This window comes from Micromonospora sp. DT227 (genome assembly GCF_049841835.1).
In the GTDB taxonomy this organism is placed as follows: domain Bacteria; phylum Actinomycetota; class Actinomycetes; order Mycobacteriales; family Micromonosporaceae; genus Micromonospora.
This window is the reverse complement of record NZ_JBNCLA010000002.1, coordinates 444,190-458,242: the sequence shown is the minus strand read 5'-3', so window position 1 is coordinate 458,242 and position 14,053 is coordinate 444,190. Positions and strand designations below refer to the sequence as shown.

Genomic DNA, 14,053 nt, shown 5'->3' with positions numbered 1-14,053 from the left:
GCTGACACGGCGAGGGGGTCGACCGGTTCCGGTCGGCCCCCTCACGCTCAGCGGTACCAGTACGGGTAGTAGTAGCTGCCCCGGGCCCGCACGATGGCGCTGGCCACGATGTTGATCACACCGAACGCGATGGCCAGCCAGCCGAGCAACTGCGACTTGCCGTTGCGGCGCGCGTCGCGGATCGACAGCCAGCCGAAGACGATTCCCAGGATGCCGCAGCAGAACAGGCCGAAGACGATGCCGAGGACGCCCCAGAGCGTGGTCCGGTCCCGACCGGCGGCCGGAGGCGGCGGGGGCGGCGGATACGGAGCGTTCACGGCTTCCTCCGAGCGGTCGGTGCCGCGACGGGAACGGTCGCGTCTCAAGCCGAGGCTAGACCGGATCACCACCGCCGAGCCGCGGGTTCGACGAACTCGCCACGGTCCCGGCCCGGTATCGGACTGCCGTCCTCTCCCGTGGCGTGCCAGAGTAGACGCGATGTCACGTGTCACCCCTGACCAGCCCCGCCGTCCGGCCGCCGGCCCCACCACCGGCGCCCGGCCGCGCGCCCGTGCCCGCCCCGCCGCGCGCGTGCCCCCGCGGGCGGGTGAGCCGTCGCGCAGCCGGGCCCCGCTGCCCGTGGCCGCCGGGGTGGCCGCGCTCTGGGCGGCGCTGACCTCCCTGCTGCCGGTCGTCGTCGTGCTCGGCCTCGCCCAGCTCACCGAGGACGCCGGGTCGCTCGGCGGCGCGCTGCGCGCCGGCCTGGCCGGCTGGCTGCTCGGGCACGGGGTGCCGTTGCAGACCGCCGCCGGGCCGCTCGGTCTGGCGCCGCTCGCGTTGAGCGTGCTGGTCGTCTGGCGGCTCACCCGGGCCGGGGTGCACGTCAGCCGGGCCGTGGGCGCGCGCGGTGCCGGCTCGCCCCGGCAGGCGCTCGCCGTCGCGGTCGCGGTCGCGGTGGGGTACGCGCTGCTCGGCACGATCGCCGCGGTGGCGGTCGGCGCGGGTGGCGTACGCGTCTCCCCGGTCACGACCGCCGTGACGTTCGCCGTGTTCGCCGCCCCGGCCGCACTCGTCGGCGCGCTGCGCACCACGGGCGTCTGGGCGCTGCTGGCCCGACGGTGCCCACCGGTGGTGCGCGACGGGTTGCGGGCCGGGCTGGTCGCGGTGCTGCTGCTGCTCGGCGCGAGCGCCGGCGCGGCCGGGCTGGCGGTGGCCACCGGTGGTGGCGACGCGGCCGACATGATCGGCGCGTACCGGACCGGGGTGGCCGGGCAGGCGGGCATCACGCTGGTCAGCCTCGCGTACGCGCCGAACGCCACCGCCTGGTCGGCCAGCTACCTGCTCGGTCCCGGGTTCGCCGTCGGCACGGACACTGCGGTCCGCACCAGTGAGGTGTCGGTGGGCGCGCTGCCGGCCGTGCCGTTGCTGGCCGGCCTGCCGCGTGGCCCGGTGGACGGGCTGGGCACCGGCCTGCTCGCGGTGCCGGTGCTGGCCGCGATGGCGGCCGGCTGGCTGCTGGCCCGGCGGCTGCTGCGCGCGGCGGCCGAGGACCGGGCCGAGGTCCGCTGGCCGGAGCTGCTGGTCCCGGCCGTGCTCGCCGGCCCGGTCGCCGGGGTGTTGCTGGGCCTGCTCGCGGCGGCCTCGGGCGGGCCGCTCGGCGGTGGCCGGCTGGCCGAGATCGGCCCGGCGCCCTGGCCGGTGACCGCCGTGGCCACGCTGGTGATCGCCGTGGGCGCGGTGCTCGGCGCCGCCGCCACCCGCACCCTCACCATCCGGTCCGCCCCGCCCACGCCCCGGCCCGCCCCGACCCCGCGTTGACGGCTCGGGTCCTCGCCATCCGGATCGACGGGTGGACGTGACGAAGGGGCGCCCGGCCGCAGCCGGACGCCCCTTCGTCGGAGCCGGTCAGGAACCGAAGTTGTTCATGTTGATCGCGGCGCCGGCGATGGCGCTGATGATCCCGAGGACCACTCCGATGCCACCGCAGATCAGGGCGACCTTGGCCTGGCCCGGGTTGCTGGCCTCGCCGGCCTGGACCTTCTTCTGGCCCAGCACGCCGAGCACCACGCCGGCGATGCCGGCGGGGACGCCGAGCAGCGGGCAGCAGAGGCCGAGCACGATCGAGGCGATGCCGACGATCATGCCGATCAGGCCCATGGTGTTGTTCTGGCCCTGGCCCTTGCCGGGGCCGGCCGGGTAGCCCGCGGCCGGGTACTGCGGCGCGGCGCCGTACGCCTGCTGCGCGTACGGGTCCTGACCGTAGGGCTGACCCGAGGTGGGCTGGCCGTAGGGCTGGCCGGAGGTGGGCTGGCCGTAGTCCGGCTGCTGGCCGTACTGCGGCTGCTGCCCGTAGTCCGGCTGCTGGCCGTACTGCGGCTGCTGGCCGTACTGCGGGGGCTGCGGCGGCTGGCCGTACGGGTCGTGCGGCTGGGCGGTCGGGTCCTGGTTCGGCTGCTGGCCGTACGGGTCCTGTCCGGGGTATCCGGGCTGCATGTCGGGAAACTCCTCAGTTGGTCGGCTGTCGGTCAGTTCGTGCCGGTGCTGCCGCCGACGAGACCCGCCAGGCCACCGAACAGGCAACACACCACAATGATGCCGATCAGGACCAGGCCGACGATCAGGGCCCACTTGGACCACTTCCTGGACTCGGCGGCGGCGGCCTGCGCGCCGGCGTAGTCGCCCTGCTGGATCAGCGGGTTGACCTTGGAAGCGTTGATGATCGCCGGGATCGCGAGTGGCCAGCACAGGAAGATCGCGACGATGGACATCGTCATGTTGTTGTCGATCTGCGACGGCTGCTGCTGGGGATATCCGGGCTGCATGGGGTGGCTCCTCGGGCCGGCGGCACGGCGCGTGCCGGTTACTCGTTCGGGGGTGCGGGTCGGGCGTACGCCGGACACCGGGCGACCGGCAGCGTACCGCGAGCCCACTACCTCCGGAGATCATCCGACAGGCCGCCGCCCGACAGCCGGACCGCCCGACCTGCCCGATAGGGTGGCCGCGTGACCGAGCCCGCGTCCGTCGCCCGCCTCGTCGTCCTCGTCTCCGGCTCCGGCAGCAACCTCCAGGCGTTGCTGGACGCCGCCACCGACCCCGGCTACGGGGCCCGGGTGGTGGCCGTGGGCGCCGACCGGGACGGGATAGCCGGCCTGGACCGGGCCGCCGCGGCCGGCGTGCCGTCCTTCGTCGAGCGGGTCAAGGACCACCCCACCCGGGCCGACTGGGACAAGGCGCTCACCGCCCGGGTCGCCGCGCACCGGCCCGACCTGGTGATCAGCGCCGGCTTCCTCAAGCTGGTCGGCCCGGAGTTCCTCACCGCGTTCGGTGACCGTTACCTGAACACGCACAACACGTTGTTGCCGGCGTTCCCCGGCATCCACGGCCCCCGGGACGCGCTGGCGTACGGCGTGAAGGTCACCGGGGCCACGCTGTTCTTCGTCGACGCCGGGATGGACACCGGCCCGATCGTCGCCCAGGTCGCCGTACCGGTGCTCGACGACGACGACGAGGAGACGCTCACCGAGCGCATCAAGTCCGCCGAGCGGCGCCAGCTCGTCGAGCAGGTCGGCCGCCTGGTCCGTGAAGGTTGGACGATCACCGGCAGAAAGGTCACCGTTCCGTGAGCACCCATGACGACGCCCGCCGCCCGATCCGGCGCGCGTTGGTCAGCGTCTACGACAAGACCGGCCTGGTCGAGCTGGCCCGCGCCCTGCACGAGGCCGGCGTGGAGATCGTGTCGACCGGCAGCACCGCGTCGACGATCTCCGGCGCCGGGGTTCCGGTCACCCCGGTCGAGCAGGTCACCGGCTTCCCGGAGATCCTCGACGGCCGGGTGAAGACGCTGCACCCGAAGATCCACGGCGGCCTCCTCGCCGACCTGCGCAAGGACTCGCACGCCACCCAGCTCGACGAGCACGGCATCGCCGGGATCGACCTGCTGGTCTCCAACCTCTACCCGTTCCAGGCCACGGTCGCCTCCGGCGCCGACGCGGACGAGTGCGTGGAGCAGATCGACATCGGCGGTCCGGCGATGGTGCGGGCCGCCGCGAAGAACCACGCCTCGGTCGCGGTGGTGACCGACCCGGCCGCGTACCCGGCGGTGGTGGCCGCGCTCGCCGACGGCGGGTTCACCCTGGCCCGGCGGCGCGCGCTGGCGGCCCGGGCGTTCGCCGACATCGCCGACTACGACGTGGCGGTGGCCGACTGGTTCGCCTCCACGGTGGCCCCGGCCGAGGACGGCTGGCCGGAGTTCGCCGGGCTCGCGCTGCGTCGCCAGGCGGTGCTGCGGTACGGCGAGAACCCGCACCAGGCGGCGGCGCTCTACACCGACCCGGGCGCGCCGGCCGGGCTGGCCCAGGCCGAGCAGTTGCACGGCAAGGAGATGTCCTACAACAACTACGTCGACGCGGACGCCGCGTGGCGGGCCGCGCACGACTTCGCGGACCAGCCGGCGGTGGCGATCATCAAGCACGCCAATCCGTGCGGCATCGCGGTCGGCGCGGACGTGGCCGAGGCGCACCGCAAGGCGCACGCCTGCGACCCGGTCTCCGCGTTCGGCGGCGTGATCGCGGTCAACCGGCCGGTGAGCGTGGAGTTGGCCGGTCAGGTCGCGGAGATCTTCACCGAGGTGCTGGTGGCGCCCGGCTTCGACGAGGGCGCGCTGGAGCTGCTGCGGGCCAAGAAGAACATCCGGCTGCTGCGGGCGCCCGCGTTCGCCACCCGGCCGGCGGAGTGGCGGCAGGTCAGCGGCGGCGTGCTGGTGCAGATGCGGGACGCGGTCGACGCGCCCGGCGACGACCCGTCCGGCTGGACGCTGGCCACCGGCGACCCGGCCGACGAGGCGACGCTGCGCGACCTCGCGTTCGCCTGGCGGGCGGTGCGCGCGGTGAAGAGCAACGCGATCCTGCTGGCCCGCGACGGCGCCACCGTCGGCGTCGGGATGGGCCAGGTCAACCGCGTCGACTCGGCGCGGCTGGCGGTCAGCCGGGCCGGCGACGAGCGGGCCCGTGGCTCGGTCTGCGCCTCGGACGCGTTCTTCCCGTTCGCCGACGGCCCGCAGATCCTGATCGACGCCGGCATCCGGGCGATCGTGCAGCCCGGGGGCTCGATCCGCGACGAGGAGACCATCGCGGCCTGCAAGGCGGCCGGCGTGACGATGTACCTCACCGGCACCCGCCACTTCTTCCACTAGGTCCGTCCCGCACGGGGTTGCACCTCGCCGCCGGTTACCGTGCGTAGCCGCGGCGGAGGGACAATCAGATCTGCGCGGTATACCTCAGAGGCATATTTATGACTCTGAGGTATACCGCTTCACACACCATTGGTGCCGCTGCCCCGACACGCCGGAAGTCGGTGGCGGAACGCGCCGGACCCGGGTGGCCCGCCGCCGCGCGTCGTTGCCGGCCCTGCGGGCGGTTGCTAGCGTGTGCCGGCGACGATCGATCGACCGTCTCCACTGTCCGTGAGCCCCGGCAGGTGTGCCATGCGCGTGCGCGACCGGTTGACCGCCGTCGTCGTCACGCTGGCGTTCGTCCTGGCCGCGCTCGGCTCCGCCGCCGGCCCGCCCGCCGCCGCCCTGCCCGCAGTCGGCCCGTCCGTAGTCGGCCCGTCCGTAGTCGGCCCGTCCGTAGTCGGCCCGTCCGTCGTCGGCCCGTCCGTCGTCGGCCCGCCCACCCTCGGCCCGTCCGCGGTCGGCCTCTCCGTCGTCGGCGCGCACACCCTCGACCCGTCCGTCGTCGGCGGGAACGCCGTCGGGCCGGCTGCCGTCGTACCCGCCTCGGGGTGCCGGGCCGGGCCGGTCGCGTCGGTCGGCGCGTACCCGCAACGGCGGTGCGCGGAGCTGTCCGGCGGGTGGTGGGGTGACCGGCGCGGCGGCCTCGCCTACGGCGACGGGCCGGACGAACCGCTCCCGACCGCGCCCCCGAGCGTCGCCGGCCCGGTGGTGTCGGCGCGGCTCGCGCCGGGACACCGGTCACCGGCCCGGCCGCTGCCGCCGCGTGGCGCGCTGGCCGCGCGGGGACCGCCCACCGCCTGAGTCGCGCCGGAGCCTGCCGCGCCGGAGCCTGCCGCGTCGACCCGGCGGTTCCACCGCGCGCTGCCGTCGCCCACGGGGGCGCCCCCCACGCACCCCGTCCACGTCCCGCTGCGGCCCCGCCCCTCCTTCCTCCGGGGGACGGGGCCTCAGACGTCCGGGCGCACCTCGGCGAAGTGGCAGGCGCTGGGGTGCGGGTCGGCGGCGCGGGGCACGGTCTGCGGGTCCTGGACGGCGCAGACCTCCTCCGCCTTCCAGCACCGGGTGCGGAACCGGCAGCCCGACGGCGGGTCGGCCGGGCTGGGCACGTCGCCGCTGAGCCGGATGATCGTCCGGCGGTCGCGGGCCTCCGGGTCGGGCACCGGCACCGCCGAGAGCAACGCCTGGGTGTACGGGTGGGTGGCGCGCTGGTAGATCTGCTCCTCGGTGCCGATCTCCACGATCCGGCCCAGGTACATCACCGCCACCCGGTCGCAGATGTGCCGGACCACGGACAGGTCGTGCGCGATGAAGATGTACGACAACCCGAACTCGTCCTGGAGCTGCGCCAACAGGTTGATCACCTGGGCCTGGATGGAGACGTCCAGCGCCGACACCGGCTCGTCACAGACGATGATCTCCGGGCGCAGCGCGAGCGCGCGGGCGATGCCGATGCGCTGCCGCTGGCCGCCGGAGAACTGGTGCGGGTAGCGGTTCACGTGCTCCGGGTTGAGCCCGACCACGTCCAGCAGCTCCTGCACCCGCTGCCGCCGGCTGCCCTTCGGCGCGGCGTCCGGGTGGATCGCGAACGGCTCGCCGACGATGTCGCCGACGGTCATCCGCGGGTTCAACGAGGTGTACGGATCCTGCATCACCATCTGCATGTTCCGCCGCAGCCGCCGCAGCTCCCCGCCGGACGCCCGGAACAGGTCCCGCCCCTCCAGCGTGGCCCGGCCGGCGGTCGGCGTCTCCAGCCGCATCAGCAGCCGGGCCAGCGTGGACTTGCCGCAGCCGGACTCGCCGACCACGCCGAGCGTCTCGCCCCGGCGCAGCTCGAAGCTCACCCCGTCGACCGCCCGCACCGCGCCGATCTGCCGTTTGAACAGCACGCCCTGGGTGATCGGGAAGTGCTTGACCAGCTCGTCGACGGCGAGGACGGTCTCGCCGCGGACCTTGGCCGGGCTAGCGGGCGCGGTCATCGTGGACCTCCTGCGCGAAGTGGCACGCGCTGGTCCGGCCGTCGCCGAGCACCAGGTCGTGCGGCACCTCGTCGACACAGACCTGCTGCGCGTACGGGCAGCGGGGGTGGAATGGGCAGCCGGGCGGGATCCGCATCAGGTTCGGCGGCAGCCCCGGAATGGTCGACAGCGCCTGCCCGCGCACGTCGAGCCGGGGGATCGACTCCAGCAACCCCTTGGTGTACGGGTGGGCCGGCGTTCGGTACAGCGAACGGACGTCGGCGTGCTCGACGATCCGGCCGGCGTACATGACCGCGATCCGGTCCGCCACGCCGGCGACCACGCCGAGGTCGTGGGTGATCAGGATGAGCGCCATGCCGAGGTCCCGGCGCAGGTCGGCCAGGAGGTCCATGATCTGCGCCTGCACGGTGACGTCGAGCGCGGTGGTGGGCTCGTCGGCGATCAGCACCTTCGGGTCCAGCGCCAGCGCCATGGCGATCATGACGCGTTGCCGCATCCCGCCGGAGAACTGGTGCGGGTAGTCGCCGAGCCGCTTCGCCGCGGCCGGGATGCGGACCAGGTTCATCAGCTCGACCGTGCGGCGGCGCGCGTCGGCGCGGGACAGTCCGGCCCGCTGCCGCAGCGACTCGCCGATCTGCCAGCCGACCGGGAAGACCGGGTTCAACGCCGACAGCGCGTCCTGGAAGATCATCGCGATCTCCGTGCCCCGGACCTGCCGGCGTTCCTCCTCCGACCGGGTGAGCAGGTCCCGCCCCCGGTAGCGGATCTCACCGCCGCGCACGTACGCGGGCGGGGTGTCCAGGATGCCCATGATCGCCTGGGCGGTGACCGACTTGCCGGAGCCCGACTCGCCGAGCACGGCGAGCGTCTCGCCGGCGTCCAGGTGGTACGTCACCCCGTTGATCACCCGGGCCACGCCCTCCCGGGTGCGGAACTCGACGTGCAGGTCCCGCACCTCCAGCAGGTGCCCCTCGGGCGGGGTGGGGGAGGCCGGCGTGGGCCGGATCGCGGACTCGGTCATGGGGAACTCACCGCAGCTTCGGGTCGAAGGCGTCGCGGACCGCGTCGCCGAGCATGATGAACGCGAGCACGGTCAACGCGAGGAAGACCGACGGCACGATCAGCGGCGTGGCCGACTCGCGCATGTGCACCCGGCCGGCGTCGATGTCGATGCCCCAGGAGATGGTCGGCGCCTTCAGCCCGATGCCGAGGAAGCTCAGCGTCGCCTCGGCCGCGATGAACGACCCGAGCGCGATGGTGAGCACCACGATGGCCGGCGCGAGCGCGTTCGGCAGGATGTGCCGCCACATGATCCGGCTGTCGCCGGCACCGAGCATCCGGGCCGCGGCCACGTAGTCCTGCTCGCGGGCGGTGATCACCGAGGAACGCACCACGCGGGCCGCGGTGGTCCAGCCGAGCAGCGCCAGGACCAGGATGACCGCGAACAGGCGTACCGTCTCGCCGCTGGTGCTCACGCGCTTGAGCAGGACGATCGCGGCCAGCAGCAGTGGGATGCCGAGCACGATGTCGATCACCCGGGAGAGCACCGCGTCGACCCAGCCGCCGAAGAAGCCGGCGAGCATGCCGACGACCAGCGCGATCACCCCGGTGATCACCGCGGAGAACGCGCCCACCAGCAGCGAGGCCCGGGCGCCGTAGACCGCCCGGGCGAACGTGTCGCAGCCCTGGAAGTCGTACCCGAAGATGGCCCCGCCGGACGGTCCGGCGTGCTGCCGGGAGAGCACGCAGTCGCGCGGGTCGTTGGCGGTGAACAGCCCGGGGGCGACGGCCATCGCGGCGACCAGCAGGACCAGCAGCAGGCTGAGCCAGAACACCGGGTTGCGGCGCAGGTCCCGCCAGGCGTCGCCGGCCAGGCTGCGGGACCGTCCGGGCCGGCCGGCCCGGTCCGGGGTGCCGGGCTCGCCGGAGACGCCGCGTCGCGCCGACTGGTCCTCCGTCGCCGCCACCGTCTCGAAGTCACTCATATCTGATCCTCGGGTCGAGTACGGCGTAGAGCACGTCCACCACCAGGTTGGACAGCAGGTAGACCACGACGAGCACGCTGACGATGCCCACCACCAGCGGGCCGTCCTCGGTGCGGATGCCGCGGAACAGGTTGAAGCCGACGCCGGGGATGTTGAACACGCCCTCGGTGATGATCGCGCCGCTCATCAGGTTGCCCAGCTCGACGCCGAGGAACGTGACCACCGGGATGAGCGAGTTCCGCAGCACGTGCACGCCGACGATCCGGCGGCGTACCAGGCCCTTCGACCGGGCGGTGCGGACGTAGTCGGCGCGCAGGTTCTCGGTCACCGAGGTGCGGGTCAGCCGCAGCGCGGTGGCCAGCGACAGCGAGCCGAGCACGATGCCGGGCAGCAGCAGCGCCCGGAACGAGGGCTGGGCGCCCGCGGTGGGCGGGAAGATCGGCCAGCGTACGCCGAGGAAGTACTGCGCCAGCGGGGCGAGCACGATGGTGGGGATGCCGAGCACCAGCAGCGTGAGCACCAGCGTGGCGTGGTCGAAGACGCCGGAGCGGCGGATGGCCGCGATGACGCCGGCGGTGACCCCGAAGAGCACGGTCACGGCCAGCGCGATAAGCGCCAGTTTCACGGTCACCGGCCAGGCGGCGGCCAGGATGTCGCCGATCTGCCGGCCGGTGAGCGACTGGCCGAGGTCACCGCGGAGCAGGCCGCCGAGATAGTTCAGGTAGCGGTAGAAGAAGCCGCCGACCCCGGTCGCGTCCAGGTGGTACTTCTCGGTCAGGTAGGCGCGTTGGGCGGCGGTGACCGGCCGTTCCCCGGCGAGCGCCTGGATCGGGTCGCCCTGCCCGGCGAACATCAACGCGTAGACGATCAGCGTGGTCCCGAAGAACGCGAGGACCATCTGGAGCAGTCGCCGCAGGATGAACCGGAACATGCCTGCGAGTCTGCCGAAGATGGGGCAAATGCGGGCCAATGCCAAGGCCGGGCCACCCGGTGGGGGTGGCCCGGCCTTGTCGGGGGTGGGTCAGGCGCGTTCGATCTTCAGCAGGTCCACCCGGTCGAAGAGGTCCACGTGGACGTTCTTGACCTTGGTGGAGTGGCCGAAGTTGTTCTGCCCGTACCGCAGCGGGATCACCGGCAGGTCCTGCGCGAGCAGGTCCTCCGCCGCCTGGTACTTCTTGACCGCCTCGTCCGCGCTCGCCGCGCGGGCGCCCTCGGCGAGCAGCTTGTCGAACTCCGGGTTCGAGTAGCCGTAGTAGTTCGACGAGCCGTTGGTGCTGTACAGCGGGCCCAGGTAGTTCTCCATGGACGGGTAGTCCATCACCCAGCCCATCCGGAACAGGCCCACCGACTGCTTCTGCTTGAGCTTGGTCAGCAGGTCGGCGAACTTCGGCTCCGCGTTGCCCACGCACTCCACGCCCAGGTTGGCCTTGAGCTGGTTACAGGTGGCGTCGATCCAGTCCTTGTGGCCGCCGTCGCCGTTGTAGGACAGCTCGATCTTCTTCGGGCCGCCCGCGGCCTCGTACATCGCCTTGGCCTTGGCCGGGTCGAACGCGCCGGCGGTGCCGATGGTGTTCTCCCGGTAGCCGGCGACCACCGGCGAGACGAACGAGCGTGCCGGCTGCTGCGAGTCCTTGAAGATCGACTTGGTGATCTCGTCCCGGTCGATCGCCATCGAGATGGCCTTGCGCACCTCGGGCTTGCTGAACTCCTTCTGGAACGTCGGGAACGCCAGCACCTGGAGCGACGAGGCCGGGCTCTGCTGGAACCGGTCGCCGAGGTCGGTGGCGGCGGTCGACAGGTTCTCGGTCGGGATCGTCTTGATCACGTCGAGGTTGTCCGACAGCACGTCCGCGTACGCGGCGGTCGGCTGCTGGTAGATCCGGAACTCGACGCCGCCGACCTTGGGCTGCTGGCCCGGGAACGCGTCGTAGCGCTCCACCTCGACCTTGGCGTCGTGCTGCCAGGAGCCCTTCATCTTGAACGGGCCCTGACCGATCGGCGTCTGCTCGTACCCCTCGGCCAGCACGCCCGGCGCGGAGAATGCGGCCTTGGGCAGCGGGTAGAACGCGGTGTAGCCGAGCATGGTCTTGAAGTCGACGTACGGCTCGGTGAGCGTCACGGTGAACGTCAGGTCGTCGACCTTCGACAGGCCGCTGAGCGTCTCCGCCTTCGGCTTCTCGCCCTGGAGGTCCTGGTAGCCGGCGATCTTCTCGAAGAAGTAGCTGGAGTTCTGGCCGTTCGGGGCGTACGCGCCGTAGTTCCAGGCGTCGAGGTAGTTGTCGGCGGTGACCTTCTCGCCGTTGTGGAACGTGTAGCCGGGCTTCAGCTTGATCGTCCAGACCTTGTTGTCCGACGACGTCACCGACTCGGCCGCCACCTCGTGCGGCTTGTTCGCCTCGTCGTAGTCGACGAGCGGGCTGAACAGCGCCGACAGCACCTGCGAGCCACTCGTCTCGTTGGTGTTGGTCGGCACCAGGTGCTGCGGCTCGGCGATCTCGATCCGCACGGCCGCGTCGGGGTCGCTTGCGCCGCCGCTCCCGCCGCCGGAGCCGCAGGCCGTCAGACCCAGGGTCACCGCGAGCGGCAGAGCGGCCCAGGCCGCGAGCCTACGAACACGCATGGAGTCTCCTCATCTCCTCACGCTGCGCGGTCGGCCCGACGCTGGGTGACGCTGCGCAACGAGTCGTAACGGTAGGTCGCGCTCCGGCGGATCGACAACGGATGCGTTGCGAGCTGGTAACGGAACGTGCCGCCGAATCCCGTTTCGTGGCCTTGACGATCACTCTCAGTGACGGAAACCACGTTGCGGAGCGTGATCGGTGCCCGTCGTCGTCCGGCTCGCCCGGCAACGTGAGACGATCACGACGTGACGGCGACGATCCTGGACGGCAAGGCCACCGCGGCGGAGATCAAGGACGAGCTGCGAGCGCGGGTGAAGGCGCTCGCCGAGCGCGGCATCACCCCCGGGCTCGGCACGGTCCTGGTCGGGGAGGACCCCGGCTCCCAGGCGTACGTCAACGGCAAGCACCGCGACTGCGCCGAGGTCGGCATCGCCTCACTGCGCGTCACGCTGCCGGCCGATGCCGCCCAGGAACAGCTCGACGCGGCACTGGCCGAGCTGAACGCGGACCCGGCCTGCCACGGCTACATCGTCCAGCTTCCGCTCCCGGCCCACCTGGACACCCAACGGGCGCTGGAGTCGATCGACCCGGACAAGGACGCCGACGGCCTGCACCCGGTCAACCTGGGCCGGCTCGTGCTCGGCTACGACGCCCCGCTGCCCTGCACCCCGCGCGGCATCGTCGAGCTGCTGCGCCGGCACGACGTGCCGCTGCGCGGCGCGAACGTCGCGGTGGTCGGTCGGGGCAACACGGTCGGCCGCCCGCTCGGCCTGCTGCTCACCCGGCGCAGCGAGAACGCCACGGTCACGCTCTGCCACACCGGCACCCTGGACCTCGCCGGCCACACCCGTGCCGCCGACATCGTGATCGTCGCCGCCGGCGTGCCGGGGCTGCTCACCGCCGACATGATCACCCCCGGCGCGACGGTGGTGGACGTCGGCATCACCCGGGTGATCGGTGACGACGGCAAGGGCCGCTACACCGGCGACATCGACCCCGAGGTGGCCGAGGTGGCCGGCAAGATGGTGCCGATGCCCGGTGGCGTCGGCCCGATGACCCGGGCGATGCTGCTCACCAACGTGGTCGAACGCGCCGAGCGGGATGCCTGACCACCCAGACAGGTCATAACCGTCCGCCCCTCGCCCGATCGGTGCCAGGATGGCTGATACGGTCCGGAAAACCGACTGGTATCAGGGAGTGGGACGACCATGGGTAAGAAGGTCACTGTCGTCGGGGCCGGCTTCTACGGCTCCACCACCGCACAGCGCCTGGCCGAGTACGACATCTTCGAGACCGTCGTGATCACCGACATCGTGGAGGGCAAGCCGGCGGGCCTCGCCCTCGACCTCAACCAGTCGCGGCCGGTCGAGGGCTTCGAGACCAAGCTCGTCGGCGTCACCACCGGCCCGAACGGCGAGGGCTACGAGGCCATCGAGGGCTCGGACGTCGTCGTCATCACCGCCGGCCTGCCGCGTAAGCCGGGCATGAGCCGGATGGACCTGCTGGAGACGAACGCCAAGATCGTCCGGCAGGTCGCCGAGAACGTCGCCAAGTACGCCCCGAACGCCGTCGTCATCGTGGTGTCGAACCCGCTCGACGAGATGACCGCGCTGGCCCAGATCGCCACCCAGTTCCCCAAGAACCGGGTGCTCGGCCAGGCCGGCATGCTCGACACCGCCCGGTTCACCAACTTCGTCGCCGAGGCGCTGAGCGTGCCGGTGAAGTCGGTCCGGACCCTGACGCTCGGCTCGCACGGCGACACCATGGTTCCGGTGCCGTCGAAGAGCACCGTGAACGGCAAGCCGCTGCGCGACGTCATGCCGGCCGAGCAGATCGAGGAGCTGGTCGTCAAGACCCGCAACGGTGGCGCCGAGGTGGTCGCGCTGCTCAAGACTGGTTCCGCGTACTACGCGCCGTCCGCCGCCGCGGCCCGGATGGCGAAGGCCGTGGCCGAGGACTCCGGCGACGTGATGCCGGTCTGCGCCTGGGTCGACGGCGAGTACGGCATCTCCGGCGTCTACCTGGGCGTCGAGGCCGAGATCGGCGCCGAGGGCGTCAAGCGGGTCGTGGAGACCGAGCTGGACGCCGACGAGCTGGCCGCGTTGAAGGAGGCTGCCGAGGCCGTCCGCGCCAAGCAGAGCGACATCTCCTCCCTCTGACCTGAGCACCACCGCCGCGGGGGGGGGGGGGGGGGGGGGGGGGGGGGGGGGGGCGGGGCGGCGGGCCGCGCGGCGCGCGGCCGGAGCCGCGCACCAGCGC

General features: G+C 72.6%; 14 protein-coding genes. 6 read left to right on the top strand and 8 right to left on the bottom strand.

Annotated features, from left to right (window positions below):
- Positions 1–47: 47 nt before the first annotated feature.
- Positions 48–317 carry a DUF4190 domain-containing protein gene (locus tag ACLQ2W_RS11085; protein WP_281937964.1) on the bottom strand — a complete coding sequence of 90 codons (270 nt, stop codon included), beginning with the start codon at positions 315–317 and terminating at the stop codon, positions 48–50.
- Between the two features lie 160 nt (positions 318–477).
- Here ACLQ2W_RS11085 and ACLQ2W_RS11080 point away from each other — a divergent pair, with 160 nt between their 5' ends.
- A complete protein-coding gene (locus ACLQ2W_RS11080) occupies positions 478–1,797 on the top strand; it encodes a DUF6350 family protein (protein WP_425786314.1) in 1,320 nt (439 codons plus the stop codon).
- 87 nt (positions 1,798–1,884) lie between these two features.
- On the opposite strand, the gene ACLQ2W_RS11075 is transcribed toward ACLQ2W_RS11080, so the two are convergent.
- Positions 1,885–2,472, bottom strand: coding sequence for a DUF4190 domain-containing protein (locus ACLQ2W_RS11075; RefSeq protein WP_425786313.1), 588 nt, complete (start codon positions 2,470–2,472; stop codon positions 1,885–1,887).
- Positions 2,473–2,504: 32 nt separating this feature from the next.
- Complete coding sequence (locus ACLQ2W_RS11070; RefSeq protein ID WP_425786312.1) at positions 2,505–2,801, bottom strand: CD225/dispanin family protein; 297 nt, start codon at positions 2,799–2,801, stop codon at positions 2,505–2,507.
- A 180-nt stretch (positions 2,802–2,981) separates the two neighbouring features.
- Between ACLQ2W_RS11070 and purN the strand changes: the two genes are divergently transcribed.
- From purN to ACLQ2W_RS11055, 3 genes are all read left to right on the top strand, one after another.
- Positions 2,982–3,602, top strand: a complete 621-nt coding sequence (gene purN, locus ACLQ2W_RS11065) for a phosphoribosylglycinamide formyltransferase (protein ID WP_425786311.1) — start codon at positions 2,982–2,984, stop codon at positions 3,600–3,602.
- The gene (gene purH, locus ACLQ2W_RS11060; protein WP_425786310.1) at positions 3,599–5,170 is read left to right on the top strand and encodes a bifunctional phosphoribosylaminoimidazolecarboxamide formyltransferase/IMP cyclohydrolase; all 1,572 of its coding nucleotides are present in this window, start codon (positions 3,599–3,601) and stop codon (positions 5,168–5,170) included. Before purN ends, purH begins: the two co-directional genes overlap by 4 nt.
- A 291-nt stretch (positions 5,171–5,461) precedes the next feature.
- Entirely contained in the window at positions 5,462–6,013 is a 552-nt protein-coding gene (locus ACLQ2W_RS11055) for a hypothetical protein (RefSeq protein ID WP_425786309.1), read from the top strand.
- A 146-nt stretch (positions 6,014–6,159) separates the two neighbouring features.
- Here the strand turns inward: ACLQ2W_RS11055 and ACLQ2W_RS11050 are convergent, their stop codons facing one another.
- The 5 genes from ACLQ2W_RS11050 to ACLQ2W_RS11030 form a co-directional block, all read right to left on the bottom strand.
- Complete coding sequence (locus ACLQ2W_RS11050) at positions 6,160–7,188, bottom strand: ABC transporter ATP-binding protein (RefSeq protein WP_281937953.1); 1,029 nt, start codon at positions 7,186–7,188, stop codon at positions 6,160–6,162.
- Positions 7,172–8,209, bottom strand: a complete 1,038-nt coding sequence (locus ACLQ2W_RS11045) for an ABC transporter ATP-binding protein (RefSeq protein ID WP_425786308.1) — start codon at positions 8,207–8,209, stop codon at positions 7,172–7,174. Before ACLQ2W_RS11045 ends, ACLQ2W_RS11050 begins: the two co-directional genes overlap by 17 nt.
- 7 nt (positions 8,210–8,216) lie before the next feature.
- Positions 8,217–9,173 (bottom strand): ABC transporter permease, encoded by a 957-nt coding sequence (locus ACLQ2W_RS11040; protein WP_425786307.1) that lies wholly within the window; start codon positions 9,171–9,173, stop codon positions 8,217–8,219.
- On the bottom strand, positions 9,166–10,104 hold the full coding sequence (locus ACLQ2W_RS11035; RefSeq protein ID WP_405091156.1) for an ABC transporter permease: 939 nt from the start codon (positions 10,102–10,104) through the stop codon (positions 9,166–9,168). The genes ACLQ2W_RS11040 and ACLQ2W_RS11035 overlap by 8 nt, the downstream gene beginning before the upstream one ends.
- A 90-nt stretch (positions 10,105–10,194) precedes the next feature.
- Entirely contained in the window at positions 10,195–11,793 is a 1,599-nt protein-coding gene (locus tag ACLQ2W_RS11030; RefSeq protein ID WP_425786306.1) for a peptide ABC transporter substrate-binding protein, read from the bottom strand.
- Positions 11,794–12,039: 246 nt separating this feature from the next.
- On the opposite strand from ACLQ2W_RS11030, the gene ACLQ2W_RS11025 reads away from it, so the two are divergent.
- Both ACLQ2W_RS11025 and mdh read left to right on the top strand, forming a co-directional pair.
- Entirely contained in the window at positions 12,040–12,903 is an 864-nt protein-coding gene (locus ACLQ2W_RS11025) for a bifunctional methylenetetrahydrofolate dehydrogenase/methenyltetrahydrofolate cyclohydrolase (RefSeq protein ID WP_425786305.1), read from the top strand.
- A gap of 99 nt (positions 12,904–13,002) precedes the next feature.
- Complete coding sequence (gene mdh, locus ACLQ2W_RS11020) at positions 13,003–13,953, top strand: malate dehydrogenase (RefSeq protein WP_425786304.1); 951 nt, start codon at positions 13,003–13,005, stop codon at positions 13,951–13,953.
- The last annotated feature ends 100 nt before the right edge of the window (positions 13,954–14,053 follow it).

Bases quoted from the DNA above. Each gene is read 5' to 3' on its own strand.
- ACLQ2W_RS11080 (WP_425786314.1), top strand. From the start codon at position 478: ATGTCACGTGTCACCCCTGACCAGCCCCGCCGTCCGGCCGCCGGCCCC.
- ACLQ2W_RS11075 (WP_425786313.1), bottom strand. From the start codon at position 2,472: ATGCAGCCCGGATACCCCGGACAGGACCCGTACGGCCAGCAGCCGAAC.
- ACLQ2W_RS11070 (WP_425786312.1), bottom strand. From the start codon at position 2,801: ATGCAGCCCGGATATCCCCAGCAGCAGCCGTCGCAGATCGACAACAAC.
- ACLQ2W_RS11040 (WP_425786307.1), bottom strand. From the start codon at position 9,173: ATGAGTGACTTCGAGACGGTGGCGGCGACGGAGGACCAGTCGGCGCGA.
- ACLQ2W_RS11055 (WP_425786309.1), top strand. From the start codon at position 5,462: ATGCGCGTGCGCGACCGGTTGACCGCCGTCGTCGTCACGCTGGCGTTC.
- ACLQ2W_RS11050 (WP_281937953.1), bottom strand. From the start codon at position 7,188: ATGACCGCGCCCGCTAGCCCGGCCAAGGTCCGCGGCGAGACCGTCCTC.
- mdh (WP_425786304.1), top strand. From the start codon at position 13,003: ATGGGTAAGAAGGTCACTGTCGTCGGGGCCGGCTTCTACGGCTCCACC.
- ACLQ2W_RS11045 (WP_425786308.1), bottom strand. From the start codon at position 8,209: ATGACCGAGTCCGCGATCCGGCCCACGCCGGCCTCCCCCACCCCGCCC.
- ACLQ2W_RS11030 (WP_425786306.1), bottom strand. From the start codon at position 11,793: ATGCGTGTTCGTAGGCTCGCGGCCTGGGCCGCTCTGCCGCTCGCGGTG.
- ACLQ2W_RS11035 (WP_405091156.1), bottom strand. From the start codon at position 10,104: ATGTTCCGGTTCATCCTGCGGCGACTGCTCCAGATGGTCCTCGCGTTC.